3 protein-coding genes are annotated in these 21,358 nt (G+C 55.9%); all 3 read right to left on the reverse strand.

Annotated features, from left to right (window positions below):
- Positions 1–11 precede the first annotated feature (11 nt).
- Entirely contained in the window at positions 12–11,363 is an 11,352-nt protein-coding gene (locus tag CIG75_RS10620) for a non-ribosomal peptide synthetase (protein ID WP_094236646.1), read from the reverse strand.
- 1,052 nt (positions 11,364–12,415) lie between these two features.
- Positions 12,416–18,391, reverse strand: a complete 5,976-nt coding sequence (locus CIG75_RS10630; protein ID WP_094236648.1) for a non-ribosomal peptide synthetase — start codon at positions 18,389–18,391, stop codon at positions 12,416–12,418.
- A 26-nt stretch (positions 18,392–18,417) separates the two neighbouring features.
- Complete coding sequence (locus tag CIG75_RS10635) at positions 18,418–21,348, reverse strand: type I polyketide synthase (RefSeq protein WP_094236649.1); 2,931 nt, start codon at positions 21,346–21,348, stop codon at positions 18,418–18,420.
- Between the last annotated feature and the right edge of the window lie 10 nt (positions 21,349–21,358).

Below are 21,358 nucleotides of genomic sequence, written 5' to 3' on the forward strand. Positions count from 1 at the left end.
ACTCCTTCTCTCTAGAGGGTAAATTTGAAGATCTCGTCTTCCGGTTCTTCGTCCTCGACGATGTTCAACTGGCTCTTGATGTGCGCAGCGATCTCCTCGATGGTCGTGTAGTTAAACAAGTCGGTGACGCGCACGACTTGAGACTCAAATCGGTCATTGATCAAGTTCGTCATCTGCATGACCGTGATGGAAGTGCCGCCCAAGTCGAAGAAGGAATCGTGGATGCCAATTCTCTCCTCCGGCATGGACAATATCTCCACCCAGATGCTGACGAGCTGGCTCTCCGTGTCATTGCGAGCCGATACGTACTCCGCGCTGCTCGTGAAGGTGGCTTCCGGCTCAGGGAGCGCTTTGCGATCCACTTTGCCATTTGGCGTCTGCGGCAGTCTGTCCAGTTGGACGAAGGCAGTCGGCACCATGTAGTCTGGCAGTTCCTTCAGCAGGTGAGCTCTCAAGTCAGCACCACCCAGCTCTTGGTCTGCAACGAAATAGCCACAGAGATACTTGTTGCCTTGCTTGTCCTTTCGATCGATCACAATCGCATCCCGAACGAGCTCTTGCGCCAAGAGTTGCTTTTCAATCTCGCCCAGCTCGATACGGAAGCCTCGAATCTTGATCTGGTTGTCCAAGCGGCCCAGATACACGATCTCTCCCTCTTCCGTCCAGTAGGCAAGATCGCCTGTGCGGTACATGCGTTGTCCCTCTTCGAACGGGTTCGGAACGAACTTCTCCGCGGTGAGGTCCGGTCTGTTCAGATAGCCTCTTGCCAGACCATCGCCTGCGATGCAGATCTCCCCGGCCACGCCTATTGCAACCGGCTTGTCGTAGGCGTCCACGATGTAGATGCGCGTGTTGCCGATCGGTTTGCCGATGACCGTTTTGTTCGGCACGCACTGGGTGAAGATCGCGTCCACGGTCGATTCGGTCGGGCCATAATGGTCGGTCAGCGTATAGCCTAGCGACAGGATCTGATCTTTCAGCGATTCTTCTAACTTGTCGCCGCCGACCATCACATGGTTCAGGCAGTCGATCTTGTCCTGGCTAGCCAAAAGTTCTTTCATCGTCATCGGTAGCAAGTTCACGATCTCGATCTGATGTTCCTTGACGAAGTTCGTGAAGGTGTTGCGGTCAAGCGCGTCTTCCTTGCTCAACATGTAGACGGTGGCTCCCGAGATCAACTGTGGGAAGATCTCTTCAACCGAGTTGTCAAAAGAGACGTTCGACATGTGCAGGAATCGCTTGCCCGGCAAAGACAACATGCCGCTCAGCCAAGTCGCCAAGTTGATGACGCTGCGCTGTTTCACCATGACCCCTTTTGGCTTGCCGGTAGAACCGGACGTGTAGATGACATACGCCAGGTCTTCCGGCTGGGTGTCGCTCGTCAGGTTCTCGTCATCTCCCGTGAACAGGTCTGCATCATCCAGTAGCAAGGTCGTTCCTTCGAAAAGGGTCTCGTCCAAATAGCGGCTGTGGGTGAGCAGCAGTCTTGCCTGGCTGTCTTCTAACATGAACTTGATGCGATCGACAGGATAGTACGGGTCGATTGGCAGATACGCGCCGCCCGCTTTCAAGACGGACAAGATGCCCACGATCATGTCGTTGGAGCGTTCGCACAGAATCGGCACCAGTTCTTCTCGCTGCACGCCAGCTTCGCGCAAACGGCAGGCGAGTTGGTTCACTTTGCGGTTCAGTTCCGCATAGGTCAGCGTGACGCCTTCAAAGTGTACAGCCGGGTGGTCAGGCTGCTTGACCACTCGCTCTTCGAAGAGCTGTTGCAAAGTCTTCGTCTTCTCATACTCTTGTTGCGTCGCGTTGAAGCGAACCAAGATCTTGGTTCTCTCCTCCAGAGACAGGATCTCAAGGTCGGAGATCTTCGCGTTCGGATCGTTGACGATCTGTTCCAGCGCCTGCACATAAAGCGAGATGAAGCGTTCCATCGCTTCCTTGGAATACAGATCCACCGCGTACTCCAGGCTGAACTTGAGGCGCGCTTCTTCCTGCACGGCATCCAAGGAAAGGTCAAACTTAGAGATCTCATTTTCCATGCCGTGGTTGGAGAAGAGCAGCCCGCCTGCTTCAAACACTTCTTGCCCGAAGCTGTGCAGCGAGAACATGACGTCGAACAGCGGGTTGCGGCTCAGGTCGCGCTGCAGTTCCAGTTTGGCCACCAGTTCTTCGAATTGGTAGTCTTGGTTCTCATACGCATTCAGCGTGTTCTCGCGCACTTCGTCGAGGAACCGCGTGAAGGTCTTGCTTCCGGCTGGTGCGTTTCTCATCGAGAGCGTGTTGACGAACATCCCGATCATGTTCTGCAGGTCTGCATGGCGCCGGCCAGCGATCGGAGTGCCCACCACGATGTCTTCCTGCCCCGAATATTTAGCCAGAACCACATTGAACGCCGCCAAGAGCAACATGTACATCGTCGTGCCCGTTTGCGCTGTGATCGCCTGGAGCTTCTCAGTCAGGCTGCCTTTCAACACGAAGTTCAAAGTCTCCCCTTTGAAACTGCGCTGCAACGGTCTCGGGTAGGTCGTCGGGAGGTTCAGCACCGGAATCTCGCCGCTGAACAACTCGTTCCAATACTTCTCCTGCTCCCCGATCACGCCCGTCTCGATCTGTTCGTTCTGCCATGCAACAAAGTCTTTGTACTGGATATTCAGCGGTTCGAGCTCTTGTCCGGCATAGAGGCGGATGAACTCTTGCGTCAAGATCTCCATCGAGACCCCGTCCGCGACGATGTGATGGATGTCGAACAGCATCACATGCTTCTCCTCAGAGAGTTTGACCAACTCGACGCGGAACAGTGGGGCCACATCTAAGTTGAACGGCGTTACGAAGTTCTTCACTGCCTCGCGGATCTGCGCTTGTTCCTCCTGCTCCACGCTGACCGTCTCTGTGTAGCAGATGTCAAAAGCAACATCCTCGTGGATCTGCTGCAGAATCTCTCCGCCTACCATCTTGAAGGAGGTGCGCAGGGATTCATGTCGCTGGATCAACTGCTTGAAGACGCTCTGCATCTGCGACAGGTCGATTTTCCCTTCCACCACCATCGCAATAGGAATGTTGTAGGTGACGGCCGCCTCGTCCATTTTGTACAACAGGTACATTCTGCGTTGGGCCGCAGAGGTTGGATAGACACCCTGCTCATAAGCCTCCAACTGAACCGCCGGCTTAATCTCTTGGTAGCTCTGCTTCGCTGCGGAATCGACCAAGACAGCCAGCTCTCGGATCGTCGGTGACTTGAAGACTTCCTTGAGTGCGAGGACTGCGTTGCATTCCTGCTGAATGCGAGATACGAGCACGGTGGCGTTCAGGGAGTGACCCCCCATCTCAAAGAAGTTGTCGGTGACGCCCACGTTCTGGAGACCCAGAATGTCGAACCAGATCTCAGCCAACTTCTCTTCTGTCGGGGTAGACGGAGCCACGTACTCATTGCCTTTGATGATCTGGCCTTCCATCTTAAACAATTCCGCTCGGTTCAACTTGCCGTTGTTCGTCAGCGGAATGCGCTCCACCTGAATCAGATAAGCTGGAATCATATAAGTCGGAAGCTCTTTGGCGAGGCGTTCTCGCAGCGCCAACGCGGCCAAGTTCTCCTCAGAAACGAGATAGGCGGTGAGGTACTTGCCGTTGATGTCATCTTCTTGGGCCACCACGACAGCTTCCTGCACATACTCAACGCCAAGGAGCGCCGCCTGCACTTCGCCAATCTCGATTCGGTGACCGCGGATCTTCACCTGTTCGTCGATTCGACCGAGGTACTCGATCTTCCCGTCCGGAATCCATCTCGCCAAGTCGCCAGTCTTGTAGATGCGTTCGCCTTCCACAAACGGGCTGTCCACGAACTTCTCTTCCGTGAGATCAGGTCTGTTCATGTATCCGCGGGCCACGCCGTCGCCGCCTACCCAGAGCTCGCCTGGCACGCCAATCGGCTGCAGGTTGCCATGCTTGTCCACCACATACGCCGTCGAGTTGGAGATCGGTCTGCCGATCGGAATGTTGACCTCGTAGTCGTTGTCGATAACGTAGTATAAAGAGAACGTGGTGTTCTCTGTAGGGCCGTAAGAGTTAGAGACCACCTGTGCCTCGCAATGGTTCCGAACAAGGTTGATCGTCTTCGGAGACAACGCTTCTCCCCCGACATGAAGGTTCTTGAAACCGGAGAACATCGTCGCGTCATGTGTCGCCATCTGGTTGAACAGCGATACCGTGATGAACATCGAGGTGATCTCATAGCGTTTCAGCACATCGCGGAACTTCTCTGCATCCAGAATGTCCGTCTTGTCCACCAAGTAGAGTCTCGCACCATTCAGAAGCGATCCCCAGAATTCGTAGGTGGTGGCGTCAAAAACGACAGCACCGAGCTGCAGGAATCTATCTTCTGGCGAGAAGCGGTCAAAGTTGGTGTTTTTGACGAGTCTGACCACGTTCATGTGCTCGACCATGACGCCCTTTGGCTTGCCGGTGGAACCGGACGTATAGAGGATGTACGCCAAGTCATGCGGCCCGTTCACCGGCTCAGGATCGGACACGTCGCCTTCGTACAAGCTGCTGTCTTCCAGATCCACGAGTTCCTGCTCCAACTCGAAGTTGCCAGCAAGCTCCATCGTGGTCAGGAGCAGGCGAGCGCCGCTGTCTTCTAGCAGATAGTTGACGCGCTCAGCCGGATATTCCGGGTCTACTGGAACATACGCACCTCCTGCCTTCACGATCGCGAGCAGTCCGACCATCATCTCGAGCGAACGCGCAACCATGAGTCCGACGCGGACTTCTGGCCCTACGCCATTGCCTTTTAACACCCAAGCCAGGCTGTTCGCGCGCTCGTTCAATTCTTGGTACGTCAACTGCTCTTCCCCGTACACCAGCGCAATGTGATTCGGATACATCTCCACCTGTTCAGTGAACAGTTCCGCAATCGTCTTGTCTTTCGGATACGCGGTCTTCGTCTCGTTGAAGTCGAAGAGGATCTGCTGTCGTTCTGCGTGAGACAGAAGAGAGATCTCACGCAACTTAACATCCAGGTTCGCCGCAACCGTCTCCACGAGTTGTAGGAAATGGTTCGCCAGACGATCCACCGTCTGCTTGTCAAAGAGCTTCGAGCAGTACTCCAGCTCGAACTCGATCTGTTCGCCCTGCTCCTCTGCCATCAGCGTGAGATCGAACTTGGCGACTCTGCGGCCGTGCTCAGATGGCGTGAAGGTGAGCCCGTCCGTCTCCATGATCGTTCTCTCCATGTTCTGCAAGCTGAACATCACATCGAACAGCGGGTTGCGGCTCATGTCGCGTTGTAGATCGAGCTTCTCAACCAGATCCTCCAGCGGGAAGTCCTGATTCTCGAACGCCTCCAGCGCATTGTGCTTGACATCTGCCAGGAACTGACGGAATGTCTTCTCCGCTTCCGGCTTGTTGCGAAGCGCCAGCGTGTTGACAAACATGCCGATCACACGGTCAAGGTCGCTGTGATTCCGTCCGGCCACTGGGCTACCGATAACGATGTCTTCCTGACCGCTGTACTTGTGGAGTAGCACGTTTAACAAGGCCAGAAGCGCCATATACAAGGTCGCGCCCTCGTCCACGGCCAATTTCTTCAAACGGCTGGCGAGTTCGCCGTTCATGCTGAACGCGATGCGATCCCCATCAAAACTGTACACAGACGGTCTCGGATAATCGGTCGCCAAGTCCAGAACGGGCACTTCGCCTTCGAACTGCTGTAGCCAGAACGCTTCCTGCTTCTTGAGCGCCTCTCCGCGCATGTGGGTCTGCTGCCAAGCGGAGTAGTCTTTGTATTGAATCGAGGGCCCGGGCAACACATCACCACGGTAGAGGCTCACAAACTCCTGAATCAAAATAGACACGGAAACGCCGTCCGAGATGATATGGTGCATGTCGAAGAGCAACTTCGTCTTGCCCGTTGGCAGTTTCAACAGCGCCACTCGGATCAAAGGAGCTTCGTTCAAATCAAACGGTCTGATAAAACCGTCGATGTCCTTCTCCGCTTCTCCTTCCGTAGCCTCCAGATGCAGGATCTCAAGCTTTGCATCCTCATGAACCTTCTGAACGACCTCGCCATCCTTCAGTTCAAACGAAGTTCGCAACGATTCATGTCGCTGCACCAACTGCTCGAACGAGCTCGTGAACCGTTCCACATCCAGTTCGCCTTCGATGTCGAGCACCTGTGGCATGTTGTAGTTGATGTCAGCCCCCTCTAACTGAGAGAGGACAAACAATCTGCGCTGTGCCGAAGACGCGGCATAGTGATCGGCTTCTGCGACCCGTTCAATCTTCGAATAGTGATCGCGTTCTGCAGTCTCCAGCCATGCGGACTGCTCCTGCAGGGTCGGAGCCTTGAACAGCTCGCCGATCGGCATGTTCGAACCGAATTCCTTATGAATCTTAGAAGCGAGTGTCGCCACCTTGAGAGAATGTCCTCCGAGATCGAAGAAGTTGTCATACAGCCCGACTCGTTTGACGCCCAGCACGTCCTGCCAGAGCTTCGCCAGCTTCTGCTCCACAGGGGTAACAGGCGCCACGAACTCAGCATCGTCCCCTCCAAACTCCGGCTTCGGCAGAGCTTTCCAGTCAATCTTGCCGTTCTGAGTCAGCGGAATGTGGTCGATCTGAACAAAGAGCGCCGGAATCATGTAATCAGGCAGCGGCTGGCCTGCATAACGACGCAACTGCTCCCACACGATCTTCGCGTTCAGAACCACGTATGCAACCAGATACTTCCGCTCCTCACGATCTTCATGCGCCATCACAACCGCATCTGCGACGGCGTCGTGGCTCAGTAGCACTTCCTCAATCTCGCCAATCTCAATTCGATGGCCCCGAATCTTGACTTGCTTGTCGATCCGCCCAAGGAATTCGATCGTTCCATCTGGGAGCCATCTCGCCAAGTCGCCCGTTTTGTACATCCGCGTCCCTTCTTGGAACGGATTGGGCACGAACTTCTCCGCCGTCAGTTCCGGGTGGTTCAGATAGCCTCTCGCAAGATTGTCGCCCGCCACACAGAGCTCGCCAGCCATCCCGACCGGTTGCAGACGATGATGCGCGTCCACAATGTAGACTTGCGTATTGGCAACCGGCTTGCCGATCGAAATGTTCTCGCTCCACTCGGTCACCGGATGATACGTGGACACGATGGTGTTCTCTGTCGGTCCGTAGCAGTTGTAGAACAGATAGTCATGCGGACGATACACTCTCAGCTTGTCGCCGCCGGTGTACAACAGTCGCAGGGAGTTGTTCTCCAACTGCATGAACTGCTCGCACAACTGAGTTGGCAAGTACGACACCGTAATGCCGTGCGTCTGGAAAATGTCATTCAGAGCGACAGGATCGAGTCGGCTCTCCTCCGGAATGATGTAGAGGGCTGCCCCGCAGATCAACGTCGGGAAAATCTCCATCACCGACACGTCGAATGCAAATCCTGCATACTTCGCCACCTTGTCCTGCTCCGTCAGGCCGAACGTGTCAATTTTCCATTGCGAGAAGTTCACCAGCGAACGATGCTCCACCATGACCCCTTTGGGATTGCCCGTCGTGCCCGAGGTGTAGATCACATACGCCAGATCGGATACATCGCCCTCACACGCGGTCGGCACATTCTGCACCTCGAAGTTCTTCTCCAGGATGTCGCAGATCACGTCGCCCTCGAAGTCTACCTTGTCACAGATCGCCGACTGACTTAGCAGAAGCGCGGCACGGCTGTCTTCCAGCATGAATTTGATGCGGTCCGTCGGGTACGCAGGGTCGATCGGAAGGAACGCAGCGCCCGCTTTCAAGATGCCAAGCGTGCCGATCACCATGTCGAGAGAAGGCTGTAGCATGATGCCCACGATGTCAGTACGACCGATGCCGCGCGCGCGCAGAACGGCAGCCAGAAGGGAAGCTCTCTCTTCCACCTCGCGATAGGTCAAGCTCGTGTCTTTGAAGATTGCCGCGATGCGATCCGGCGTCTTCGCCGCCTGCTCCTCGAACAGCTCATGAATGCGCTTGTCCAACACGAACGGAGCTTCTGTCGCGTTGAAGCCATTCACAAGAACTTGCTGTTCCTCGCTCGTCAGAATCTCAAACTCGCAGATCTTGGTGTCAATGTTACTGACAACCTCTTGCAAAACGCGGATAAAATGTCCGACCAGCGCCATCATGCGAGGTTCGGCAAACAGCTTGGTGCTGTATTCCAACTCGAACTCTAGCGTGTCGTCTTTTTCCGTTGCGGACAGGGACATGTCGAACTTAGACGTGCCCGTTTTAAACGGATACGGCGCAAACTTCAACTGATCTACCTGCAGTTCTCCTAGCTCCATGTTCTGAAGAACAAACACCACATCGAACAGTGGGTTGCGGCTCATGTCACGCGGAACGTCTAACTTTTCCACCAGCGCTTCAAACTGATAGTCTTGATGCTCATAGGCGTTGACCGAGTTCTCTTTGACCTCTTGCAAGAACTGCTTGAAGCTCTTCTCTCCATCCGGCTGGTTCCGAAGGGCGAGCGTGTTGACGAACATCCCCATCATCGTATCGAGGTCTGCATGTCGGCGGCCTGCCACCGGACTGCCCACCACAATGTCGTTCTGCCCAGTATAGCGAGCCAGCAGCACGTTATACGCCGCGAGCAACGTCATGAACAAGGTCGCGCCCTCTTGCACCGCCGTTTGCTTCAACTGTTCGGTCAGTTCCTTGTCCAGACGGAAGGTGAGGGTATCACCTTCAAAGCTCTGAACGGAAGGTCTGGAAAAATCTGTTTGCAGATTCAGCACCGGAATATCTGTCACGAACTGCTCCAGCCAATACGCCTTTGCCTGTTCCATCCCTTCCCCTGCCAAGAGCTGATCTTGCCATGCTGAGAAGTCCTTAAAGTGAATCGACAGCTCCGGCAGTTCGGCCCCGCTGTACAGGCTCACAAACTCCTTAATCAGAATCCCCATCGACGTGCCGTCGGAAATGATGTGATGGATGTCAAAGAGCATCACATGCTTGTCTCCCGCGCATTTCATCAGCCCGACACGAAGCAGTGGCAGACGGCTCAGGTCAAACGGTCTGACAAACTTTTGGATGACGCGCTCAAGCTCCTCCTCACGGCCTTCGATCCGGCTTACCTTTAGCTCGACGCTCTCATGAACGCGCTGCATCGGCGTGCCCTCGACGAGTTCGAACGAGGTGCGGAAGATCTCATGTCGCTGCACCAGCGCTGCAAATGCCTTCTCGAAACGCTTAACATCGAGCGGCCCTTCGATCGTCATGACTTGCGGCAAGTTGTAGCTGGTTAAGGTCTCGTCCATCTGGCTCAAAATGTAAAGTCGCTTCTGTACGGAAGACAGCTCATAGCACTCTTTTTCTTCTACTTTTTCGATTCCCGCATGCACGCCCTGCTCCGCCGTTTCAAGCCAAGCGGCAAGAGCCTTTACCGTCGGCGTGTTGAAAATCTCGCGGAGCGGAAGGGTCACGCCATATTCAATCTGAATCTTGGCGACGAGCGTACCGGCCCGAAGCGAGTTCCCGCCGATCTCGAAGAAGTTGTCCTCGATATCGATTCGGTCTTTGCCCACGACCTCTTGGAAGAAAGACAGAATGCTCGCTTCCATGTCTGTCGTTGGCGCGGCGAGCACTCGATTCGCCTCTTCCTCTTGAATCAAGCGCTGAATCTCTTCCAGCACGGAATCGAAATCACCCGCTACATACTCCTCGACGAACTTGTAGCGCTGCACTTTGCCGGAAGTGGTTTTCGGGATTCGCTTCACAGGGATGATGTGTTGGAGATCAAGCCCCATGACGAGGTTGATGTGCTTTTTCAATTCACGCTCTACCGTGATAAAATCTTGAACCGACTTGCGGTAGAGCACAGCCAGCATGATGTCCTCTTGCTGCGTCGTCTGATTAAACACGCTGAAGGCCGCCGAGTCCGAAATCAGCGAATCAGGCATCGTGCTGACAACCCGTTCAATGTCATGTGCATAGTAGTTCTGACCGTTTACGAAAATGATGTCTTTCGCGCGACCCGTCACGATCAGACGTCCGTTTCGAGTAAAGCCAAGGTCGCCGGTGATCAACCAGCCATCTGGAGTAAACGCTCTCTCGGTGGCAGCTTGGTTGTTGTAGTACCCGCTCGTAACGTTGTTGCCTTTGATCTGGATGTTCCCGATGACCAGATCGTCAACTGGATAATTCTCTTCATCACAAATACGGAAACCGCAATTCTCGACCGCCATCCCCAGATCAATAAAAGACACCGCGTTATCTGCATCTGAGTCCTCCAGAACCATGGCGCGCTCCCCGGTGATCAGACTGTTGCGATCCAGATATAGCGTGATCAGATCCTCCTGCGGCGGCGGGAAGGTCACCGCCAAGCTCGCTTCGGCCATACCGTACACCGGATACATGACATTGCGCTTCATGCCGTATTGCTCCATGACATCCAGGAAGTCGATGCAGACTTGGGTCGAGATCGGCTCTGCTCCGTTGAAGATCAAACGAACACAGGACAAGTCCCACCCGCTCGTCACCTCCTGGTCGCGCGAGCTCTTGCGCTCCAAGAGCTTGAGTAGGTACTGGTACCCGAAGTTCGGAGACGAGAGCAGCGTCGCTCTGTACTGGTTGGCTTTCTTCATCCACAAGATCGGATTTCTGGAAAAAACAGACGTCGTCATGCTGTATTGCGGAATGTTCATGCGGAGCGGAACGAGATGCCCCCCGATCAGCCCCATGTCATGCGTCAACGGCATCCAACTCAGCACGGAGTCGTTCTCGTTCACCCCGCCGCTGGTGATGATCGCGTTGATGTTCGTCATCAAGTTCTTGTGAGTCAGGACAACTCCCTTCGGATCGCCCGTAGAGCCGGAAGAGAATTGAATGAAGGCGATATCGTCAGGATCCGCCTCGTAGACAACCCCTACGCCCGCATCCCCTGCCACTTCATGCAACAGAACCGTTCTCGCGTTGATCTCTCGCATGAGAGAGGCCATGCCATTCTCTTTTGAGAACTCTTGCAAGGAAGACGCAATTTTCCCATCTGCCACAAGCCAAGGATTATTCAGTGTATTCCAGATCCTAAAGAATTTCTGTTTGTGCTCCACATTGCTGCCCACTGTGATCGGAACCGGAATGATTCCCCCCAACAAGCAAGCCCAATAGAATTTAACAAAATCTTCATGGTCGTCGATCTGAAAAACCGCTTCATCGCTGCTCTTCATACCAACTGCCTGAAGGTCGTTCAAGATGCCCAGCGCAGAGGTATAGAGGTCGCGGTACGAGATGAACGACTCTTTGTTTTCCCCGTTTATAAAAGTTAGTCCGACCGTACTGTTGGATCTCCCAATCTCAGAGATCACCTGGACAAGACTATGTATATCCGTGGTCATTGACATTTTGACTCACCTCTTGAATGAATTCTTGACGGACATTCCAATGTAGCATGGCCAGATCTCGTCCTAACTAAGAGCTTCCATTTAAATGATTTAATAAAATTCACCAAAAGCAGCCACATATCCCTCTCTGATTATAGATTGTCCGGAATGTTATATAACGAAGAAGAATTAATAGTGTTTGAAAATATTATAATTAATGAATGATTCTATCCCTTTTATGCATCAAGGAATTTAGTAAATATACCACATCCGCATTATATAATAAATATATTTTTATTAATATTATAAACATAAAAATAGTAACGACAGATAAGATACAGGATAGCTCCGATCTATAGCTACAATTTCAAATATGTGGTAAGTCAATATGCATCAAGTTACTCATACAGCGGGAAGACGACCCTCATGAAACATACAACCAAACTTGCAATGACCACGAATCTGGCCGCCGCAGTCGTTATGGGGATCGTGCTTCTGTTTACACAGAAGGTACAATTACAAAAATCAAGCTTCTGAAACGCATCGGGTATGGAATCCCGTCGTTCCTGAAGCTCAGATACCGCATTCTGTCGTATTAAGTAAAACTTCCAGCTCACAAACCTCGATACTGCCTCGCATGCCTCACCACAACATTTGCGCGAGAGTCAATAGAACAACCCTCTTTGCTATACTTGTAAAACTCAGAGGGAAATGGATCGTAAGGTTACTTGAACAAGAAAAGCGAGCCACCTAGATGGGGGCTCGCTTTTTCATTACTTCATTCCGAATCCTTGTACGTTCATATTCCCAAATCCGCACTTTTGCAGTGCTCTCTGTATCAGGCGAGGTTTCGCAGGTTGCAGCTGTTCTAGGTCATTTGCAGTAGCATAGAGCTCCATGCTGCGACAGGGCTGTTGTTCATAACGGGGATCGTCGATTACCGTACTGATCGCCAGGTTGAGAAACACGGCCTCCTCTTCTTCACTGAGCAAGCTCAATTCGGCAGGTCGGCCATCTTGATGCACAGCTCAGGCAGAATTGAAGCGATCGTCATCTTGAGTTACCCCGTTCTTTCAGTCGTTGCCATCTGTCAGCAGTTCTCCCGCCGGCTGTGCCGGGTCGGCCGTTATGCGCTCGATCATCGCTTCGAGGTCGCCGATCACGCGGGTGATTGCGGCGTCGGTCAGGTACTTGCGGTAATACGACATATGCAGCTCGATCTGCTTTCCGATAAACACGTCAAAACGCAGTGGGTGCTCCATGCGAGCGATGAAATCGTTCTTCTGCGGCGGAGAGGACAAGCCGTAGATCTCTTTGTCGTTCATGATGCCGTCCAGCGTGGAGGCGAAGGAACCGAGATTTTGGAAGACCATGAAATTTTGGAACATGCGCTGTTCATGCGGCCAGTTGATCCATTCGCGAATCTTCCGCTGAGGCGTAATGTCGAACTGGGACAATTTAAGCTGGCTTTCCTGCACGTGCTGCAACAGTTCCTGTACCGACTGCTGCTCATCGATCACGATGCGCAGCGGCATCATGTTCATAAGTTGACCTACGACCGCCTCGATGCCAGCAAAGGCAGGCTGGCGTCCGGATGAGACAACGCCGTACACGATGTCGCGGCTGCCGCTGTAATGGCTTTGCAACAGCGCCCATGCCGTTTGGATCAGCACGTTGACCGTCACTTTGTGCGAGCGCGCCAAACCGTGCAGCTTTTCAGTCGTCGCAAGAGACAGGAACTGCTGTTGACGGCCGAACCCTTCCTCGCTGCCGATCCGGTTGCCCGGAATGCTTTCCGTAAACGGCACCGGCTCGGTGTAGCCGTTGAGATTTTCCACCCAGTACGCTTTGGCCGGGATCAGGTCGCGATTCATGCGCCAAACAGCGTATTCGAGGTAGGGCCGCCCCTCCGAGACTTCGGTCGGCTTGCCTTCGCACAGCGCGCCGTAGTTGTTAAACGCCTCGTTGTTTAAGATCGTGTAGCTCCAGCCGTCCATGAACAAGTAGGAGTTGCTCCAGACTCCGCGGTACAGGTCTTCCCCGATTCGAACGAACAGCATCGACCACGGGGTTTGCCGCTTTAAGTAGTCCATGCACTGGTTCCACTTGTCTTCCAGATGGCGCTGAATCCCGGCCTCCTGTTCCTCCTCGCTGAGATGGCTCAAATCGAGGTATTCAAAGTCGACCTTGGCGTGCTTCGCCACCACTTGCACCGGCTGCTCGAGCCCTTCCCAGGCGATCTGTGAGCGCAGGTGGGCATGATGGTTCACCGTGATCTGCCAGGCTTGAGCGAGCAGGTCCGGCCGCAATTCCCCTTGCAGCACGCCAAAGCGGTGTACAAAGAACAGACCGGGCTCCGGATTGGCGTGGAGCTCTTCGAACATGTGCTGCTGCATCGGCGACAGCGGATACACGTCCTCGATTTCCAGCTCCTCTCCGACCATCTCGTTCAGGTCACATCGGTTGAGCTTGACCAGCGGATAGTCATATGACGTATCCTCCGTCGCTGCCGCCTCCTGCTCCTGTTCCAGCACGACGGCCTCCGTGGCCAGATCGACGACCGTCTGGTTGCGGAAGAGCTGTTGTGGCGTCAGTTCCAGGCCGGCGCGGTAGGCTCGGGAGATGACGAGAATGCTTTTGATCGAGTCGCCGCCGATCTCAAAGAAGTTCTGACGAATGCCGATCTGCTCCACCCCCAGCACTTCTTCCCAGATCTGCACCAGCGTCTGCTCGATCTCGTTGCGCGGCGCTTCGTAGGCAACCGCAGTATCGGACAGCGTCAATACCGGCATCGGCAGCGCTTTGCGGTCGACTTTTCCGTTAGAAGAAAGCGGAAACTCCTCCAGCAGCACATAGTGGGTCGGCACCATGAAGTCGGGCAGCCTCCCTTTGGCATACGCTTTTAACTCCGGCAGCAGTTGTCGGGAGATCTTGGCGTGCAGCGGGTTGTTCGCATACTGTCGGAAATCGGTAGGAGCAGCAGGCTCCAGCGTGGCGGCCGCTTCGGCAACAGGCTGTGGCGCGACGCTCCCCCGCTTCGTGAATCGCACATCGAAGGCCGTAGGCTGAAAGGCATTCGGCATGATCTCAAGCCCATAGCCGCACGCTTCGGCGAGCTGCCACAGCGTTTCCGGATCGACAGCGGAAGGGGCCGCCTGTTCGTCGATCACCCGGCGCAGTTCGCCGATCATCTTGCTGCCGTCGAATTTCGGCAACAGCATCAGCGCCCGGCGCTCCGTTTCCAGACGGGCGTTCGGGACCCCGCGCAAACCCAATTGCTCCGGGGCCGATTCCTTCAGCGCCTGTTCGAGCAGGCTGACGTTCCAGCCGTCGGCCGCCCAATCCAGCCACAGCGTATCCTGTGCCTGTGTCCCTTCACCGACGCGTAGAATCACGTCGTAGCGGAACTGGTTCAATTCGTTGTGGTGATGGCCGCGCTTGAGCAGCACTTCCACACCGGACAGCTGCGGGTATTCGCGAAGCAGCGCATCGAAAAACGCCGGGTCGAGGTTCAGCTCCTCGTCTTCGGCCAGCATTTTTTGCACCAGCATCCGCAACTGCTCAACCGTCATCTCATCGGCCGCTTTATGCAGCTGCACCGAAGTATGGAACGCTTCGAGCAGCGGCAGGCTGCGGATGTCGCCGAGGAAGATACGGCCGCCCGGGGCGATCAGGCGCATTGCGCCGTCAAGGAAGCGAAGCAGGTAGTCGACACCCGGGAAGTATTGCACGACTGAGTTGATGACCAGCGTGTCAAACGAACCGGCTGCCAGCTCCGTCAGTTGGTCGGCAGAAAGCTGCTCCAAGGCGACAGGCAACGTGCGCTCCATCCGCACCAAACGCTCCCGGATGAAGTTCAAGCCGACAGCAGAGAAGTCGGTGCCAAGGTACTGCTCGACGTGCGGCGCGATCGGGAACAGCAACAGCCCTGTGCCGCAGCCGACTTCAATCACCCGGCGCGGCCGTTGATCCAAAATCCGGTTGACGGTGTTGCCGACAAACTCTTTCATCTCGTCGCGGCTTAATGGTTCGCCCGTGTAGGAGCTGTTCCAGCCGACCATGTTGAATTCCGATTCGTCCTCGCCTATCGTCCGGCTGTAGGTCTCGTCAAATACGAGCTGCCAGTTTGCAACCTGCTCTTTTTTGAGTGAGCTTTCCTGAACGGGCGCCTCTGCTGCCTGATAGTCGGAGTTTCGCGTGACATAGGCGATCAGGCGCTGATCCTCTTTGTCATTTTCGCGCACCATCACCACCGCCTCGCGCACCGATTCGTGCTGCGCGATCACCGCCTCGATCTCACCGAGCTCGATGCGCAGGCCGCGCAACTTGACCTGATGGTCAATGCGGCCGATATATTCGATCGTGCCGTCCAGCAGGTAGCGAGCGAGGTCGCCCGTCTTGTAGAGGCGGGCGCCAGGGTCGCCGGAAAACGGATCGGCAATAAATTTCTCAGCGTCCAATTCCGGGCGGTTCAAGTAGCCGCGCGCCACTTGGACGCCGCCGATGTGCAACTCGCCCGGCACCCCGATCGGCACCGGCTGCAGATGCTCATCCAGCAAATAGAGCTGCGTGTTGGCAACAGGACGCCCGATCGGCACCGAGCGGCGTCTGCTGTCTGTACTGCACGGCCAATAGGTGACATCGATCGACGCTTCTGTCGGGCCGTACAAGTTGTGCAGCTCAGCCGACATCCGCGAGAAGAAACGCTCTTGCAGCTCATAAGACAGCGCCTCCCCGCTGCAGATGACCCGCTTGACACTCTTGCAGGCGGACAGGTCTTTTTCTTCGAGGAAAACTTGAAGCATCGAAGGTACAAAATGTAGCGTCGTGATCTTCTGCTCGCCGATCAAACGCACCAGATACACGCTGTCCCGGTGGCCGTCCGGACGGGCGACGACCAGTTTGGCGCCCGTGATCAGCGGCCAGAAGAACTCCCAGACCGAAACGTCAAAGCTGAACGGCGTCTTTTGCAAGACGGCGTCCTGTTGATCCAGGCGATACTCGGCCTGCATCCACTGCAGGCGGTTGATCACACCACGATGTGGCACCATCACCCCTTTCGGCTTGCCGGTTGAGCCGGACGTATAGATCACATAGGCTAGATTGTCCGGAGCGACGATGTTTGGCAGGTTCTGCCCACTTTGTCCGGCGAGCAAGGTATCGAGTTCGTCGAGGTGGATGACGTGCGCGTCATGCGGCGGCAGTTCATCTGCCAGATGCTGTTGGGTGAGCACGATGTTCAGGTTGGCGTCTTCGATCATGAAGGCAAGACGCTCTTTCGGATAGTCCGGATCGAGCGGCAGATACGCGCCGCCCGCTTTCAAGACCGCCACCAGCCCGATCACCATTTCCAAGGAGCGCTCGGCACAGATCCCGACCACCGTGTCGGCCGTTACCTGCAGCGAGCGAAGATGATGCGCCAGTCGGTTCGCTTGGTCGTTCAGTTCACGATAGGTCAGCTCGCGGCCTTCGAACACACAGGCGGTGGCGTCAGGCGTTCGCTCGACCTGCTCTTCGACCAGCTGATGCAGGCTGTCGATGCGCGGGTACTCCACGGCGGTACGGTTCCACTCGACGAGCAGTTGCTTACGCTCCGCCGCGGTGAGCAGCTCAAGGTTCGCAATCGGCCGTTCCGGCTGTTGCAGGGCGGCTTCGGCCAGCACTTGGAAATGCCCTTTCAGACGCTCGATCGTCTCCGCCGCGAAGATGTCGGTGTTGTATTCTAACGTGATGAACACGCCGTCCGCGTGTTCCACCATTGAGAACCACAGGTCGAATTTGGTCGTGTTGCTGTCGATCTCGGTCGGCGTCAGCACGACATCTTCCAGCACCAGATCCGGATTTTCATAGTTGTGGTACGCGAACATGACCTGGAACAGCGGATGATGGCTGAGGTCGCGGTCCGGCTGCAGCTCTTCTACCAGGCGGTCAAACGGCAGATCTTGATGTGAGTAAGCACCTTGCGCAACTTTACGCACGTGGCGCAGCAAATCAGAAAAGCTGACCGCTTCGGCAGGGTTGATGCGCAGCGCCAGCGTATTGGCGAAAAAGCCGATCAAGTTTTCCAGCTCGATGCGGTTGCGACCGGCGACCGGTGTGCCGATGACGATGTCCTTCTCTCCGCTGTAGCGCATCAACAGCGTGTAGAGGACGGAGAGCCAGGTCATGAACGGGGTGACCCCTTGCTGTTTGGACAGCTCATTCACCCGCACCGCCATTTCCGATGGCAGCACGAGCGAAGTTCTCGTCCCTTCGTAGGACTGCACCGCCGGGCGAGGACGATCTGTCGGCAGCGGCAGCAGTGTCGGCGCGCCTTGAAACTGCTCTTTCCAGTAGGAGAGCTGGTTCTGCAGCACTTTTCCTTGAAGCCACTTGCGCTGCCAGAGCGCATAATCAGCATATTGGATCGACAGCTCCGGCAGTGTGGACTGCAGCCCGTGGGCATTGCTGTGGTACAAAGCGGCCAGCTCTTTAATCAGCAGACCGGACGACCAGCCGTCGAAAGCGATGTGGTGCACACAAAGCGCCAGCACATATTCATCGTCAGCCGTTTGAATCAGTTGGGCGCGCAGAAGCGGGCTTTCTTCCAGCGAGAAAATTCCTTTGTTGACCGCCTGATACAAGCGATCGATCTCCGCATCCCGTACATCGCCCTGCAATTCGCGCACATCAACTACTTCGAGATGATAGGGAGCGGCGGGTTCGATGATCTGCACCGGCAGATCGTCCACCGTCTCATAGCGGGTGCGTAGCACTTCATGGCGGCGGAGGATCTCTTCGAAACTTTTTTCCAATGCTTCTATTTTGACGTTGCCTTTCAGCCGGATGCCGCCTGGAATGTTGTAGGCGCTGCGGTTGGGCAACAGCTTGTCGAGAAACCACAGCCGCTGCTGGGCAAAGGAAAGCGGAGCCTGACCCTGCTCGTCGCGGGGACGGATGACTTCACTCTCCGAAGTCTCTTGGAAGCCGCCTTTTTTCAGCTGTTCAAGGAGCGCTCTTTTTTCCGGGGTCAGACTCGACAGGCGATCTTTTAAACGATTGGCAGACATGTAAGAACCTCCTCCTCTCTCCGTTGTTAAAGCCGCTCGAGTTCTTCGATGAGGGCCAGTTCCACAATTTCGGCAAATTCGCCGATCGTCGTCGCTTCGACTAACTGCCGCATGTCGAGTTCGACTGGGTACAGTTTTTTAATCCGTGCGATCATCTGGATCGACAAGAGCGAGTCGCCGCCCAGTCGGTAGAAGTCGTCATCTAAAGTCACTTGGTTGATGCCGAGCAGCTCCGACCAGATTTTCGCGATGTTCAGCTCGATCTCATTGTCCGTGTCCAAAAGCACGGCCTCGTCCGTTCTTTTCGCGCTTACGCCTGCCGTGAACGGCTGCACGATTGGCTCAACCCAGTAGGACTGGCGTTCGAACGGGTAGGTTGGCAATGGAATACGGCGGCGCGCTTCCCCATTGTGGTAACCCGCGCCGTCGACCATGCCGCCTTGCAACCAGATCTTGCCCCAGATCACCTGCAGGTGCTCGGCGGCTGAGCATGGCGCATTCTCAACGCGGACAGTCGTCCAGAGAGCACCGACCTGCCCTTCAGGCAGCATGCTGCGGACCTGCTCGCCAAGGAAGCCCAACGTGCCGATTTCCAGGTAGAGATGCGCCGATTTTTGAGCCCAGGCCTGCAACCCGTCAGCTAACGACACGGGGGTTCGCAGCTGCTCCGCCCAGAAGCGGGCATCAGTCGCCTGCTCCACGCTCAGCCAATCGCGCATCGTCGAGCACAGCACAGGCAACTGCGGCTCGTGCAGGCGCACCACCTGCAATTTTTCCATAAAAGCGCCGACTGTCGCTTCCGAAATGGCGGGCGGAAGCGTAAAGCGTTCGGTGACCACCGTGCAGCGGACATTAAAGTCGGCCAGATCGCGCTGAAATTCCTCGATCGACGCTTGCGGGCCAGCGATGACCGTGCAGTGCGGGCCCGCCGCTTCGACCACCGACAACTCACTGCCGAGCACCGGCGCCAGTTCGGCTGCCGAAAGCGGCACTTCCAGCGCGGTTACCTGCGGCAGCGCTCCGAGCAGCCGCGCCCGTTCTGTCACCAAAACCAATGCATCTTGCACGGTCAGCACTTGAGCCAGAGCCGCCGCGACAAAGCTGCCTACGCCGTGCCCGATCAGCGCTTCCGGCTGTAGCCCCCAGTCCAGCCAGAGCTTCGCCAGCGCGTATTTGAGCACGAACAAGACGGCGTCCTCCGTTTGCTGTTGCGGGGCGGACAGCGCGAGATCAAGGTTCTGTCCGGTCACTGCAAGGAATACCTCCCGCAACCTGTCGAACTGTTGGCGAAACGCCGATTCGGACGCATACAGCTCCTGTGCGGTGCGCCGCAGCTCTTCAGCGCCGCTGCCTGAGAACAGAAGCACCGCCGGACGGCGCGCCATGTCGGCCGCACCGTTGATGACGCGGTCGGAAGGGCGATCGCGGAGCATTCGCTTGGCCTCTTCGACATCGCGACAGGGCACGAGGCGTCGAAAAGGGTGGGAGGCGCGCCCCACCTGCAACGTGTAGGCGGTATCGGCCAGCGAGACTTGCGGGTGCTGTTCGAAGTGCCGGAGCAGGCGTTCGGTCACCGCTTCCAGCGCTGTGCTCGTCTTCGCCGACAGCATCAGTAGTTGCAAATCGCGCGAAGGGCCTGTGGGAACGCTTGCTGGCGCTTCTTCAAGGATCACATGCGCGTTGGTGCCACCCATGCCAAAGGAACTGACACCAGCTCGTCTCGGCCCTTTTTCGCTCAGCCACGGACTCAGTTTGTTGTTCACATAAAACGGGCTGTTGACAAAATCGATCTTCGGGTTTGGCAACTCAAAATGAAGGGACGGCGGCAGCAGTTGATGCTTGAGCGACAGCGCCGTCTTGATCAGCCCGGTCACGCCGGCCGCCGTATCGAGATGCCCGACATTCGTCTTGACCGAACCGATCGCGCAAAATCCTTCGGCTTCCGTCCGGGTGCGGAACGCTTTGGTCAAGCCGAGGATTTCAATCGGATCGCCAAGGTTGGTGGCGGTGCCGTGCGCTTCGACGTAGGAGATCGATTCGGCTGGCACTTTGGCCACCGCCATCGCTTCGCTGATCGCCGCAGCCTGGCCTTCTGCGCTCGGGGCGGTGTAGCCGATTTTATTCGCGCCATCGTTGTTGATCGCCGAACCGCGAATCACAGCGTGGATCGTGTCGCCGTCGGCTAGCGCGTCTTCGAGCAGCTTCAGGACCACGACCCCGACGCCGCTGCTGCTCACTGTGCCCCCCGACCGGGCATCGAATGCCCGGCAATGCCCATCCGGGGACGCGATCGAGCCTTCCTGGTACTGATAGCCGGAGATCCGCGGCACGCCGATGGAGACGCCGCCCGCCAAGGCGATGTCGCACTCGCCGCTGATGATCGCCTGACACGCCGTATGTATCGCCACCAGCGATGTCGAACAGGCCGTCTGCACACAGACGCTGGGGCCAGTCAGGTTGAGCTTATAGGAAACACGGGTGGCCAGGTGGTCTTTGTCATTTCCCATCACCACGCTGGTCAGACCGACCGCATTGATGATCTCTTGATTAGGAAAAAGGTTAAAGTACAGATAAGTGCTCAGGTTGGAGCCGCCATAGACGCCGATGCGGCCTCTGTACTGCTCCGGGTCGTACCCGGCATGTTCCAGCGCCTCATGCGAGCATTCCAGAAACAGGCGCTGCTGCGGGTCGGTCACTTCCGCCTCCCGCTTGGAGTACCCGAAAAAAGCGGCGTCAAACATGTCCGCGCCGTCGACCATCCCTTTGGCGGGCACGTAGTTCGGATCGTCGACCTGCTCCGCCTCGATGCCAGCAGCCAGCAATTCTTCTCTGCTAAAAAAACGGATCGATTCGATGCCGTGTTTTAAATTGTCCCAGAACTGTTCGATGTCTTTCGCTCCGGGAAACCGTCCGGTCATCCCGATGATGGCAATCTCATGGCCATGAAACTGATTCATACCGGTTCCT

The organism is Tumebacillus algifaecis, assembly GCF_002243515.1.
Classification (GTDB): Bacteria; Bacillota; Bacilli; order Tumebacillales; family Tumebacillaceae; genus Tumebacillus_A; species Tumebacillus_A algifaecis.

Excerpts from the sequence above, each read along its gene's own strand:
- CIG75_RS10635 (WP_094236649.1), bottom strand. The coding sequence starts at position 21,348 with ATGAATCAGTTTCATGGCCATGAGATTGCCATCATCGGGATGACCGGA.
- CIG75_RS10630 (WP_094236648.1), bottom strand. The coding sequence starts at position 18,391 with ATGTCTGCCAATCGTTTAAAAGATCGCCTGTCGAGTCTGACCCCGGAA.
- CIG75_RS10620 (WP_094236646.1), bottom strand. The coding sequence starts at position 11,363 with ATGTCAATGACCACGGATATACATAGTCTTGTCCAGGTGATCTCTGAG.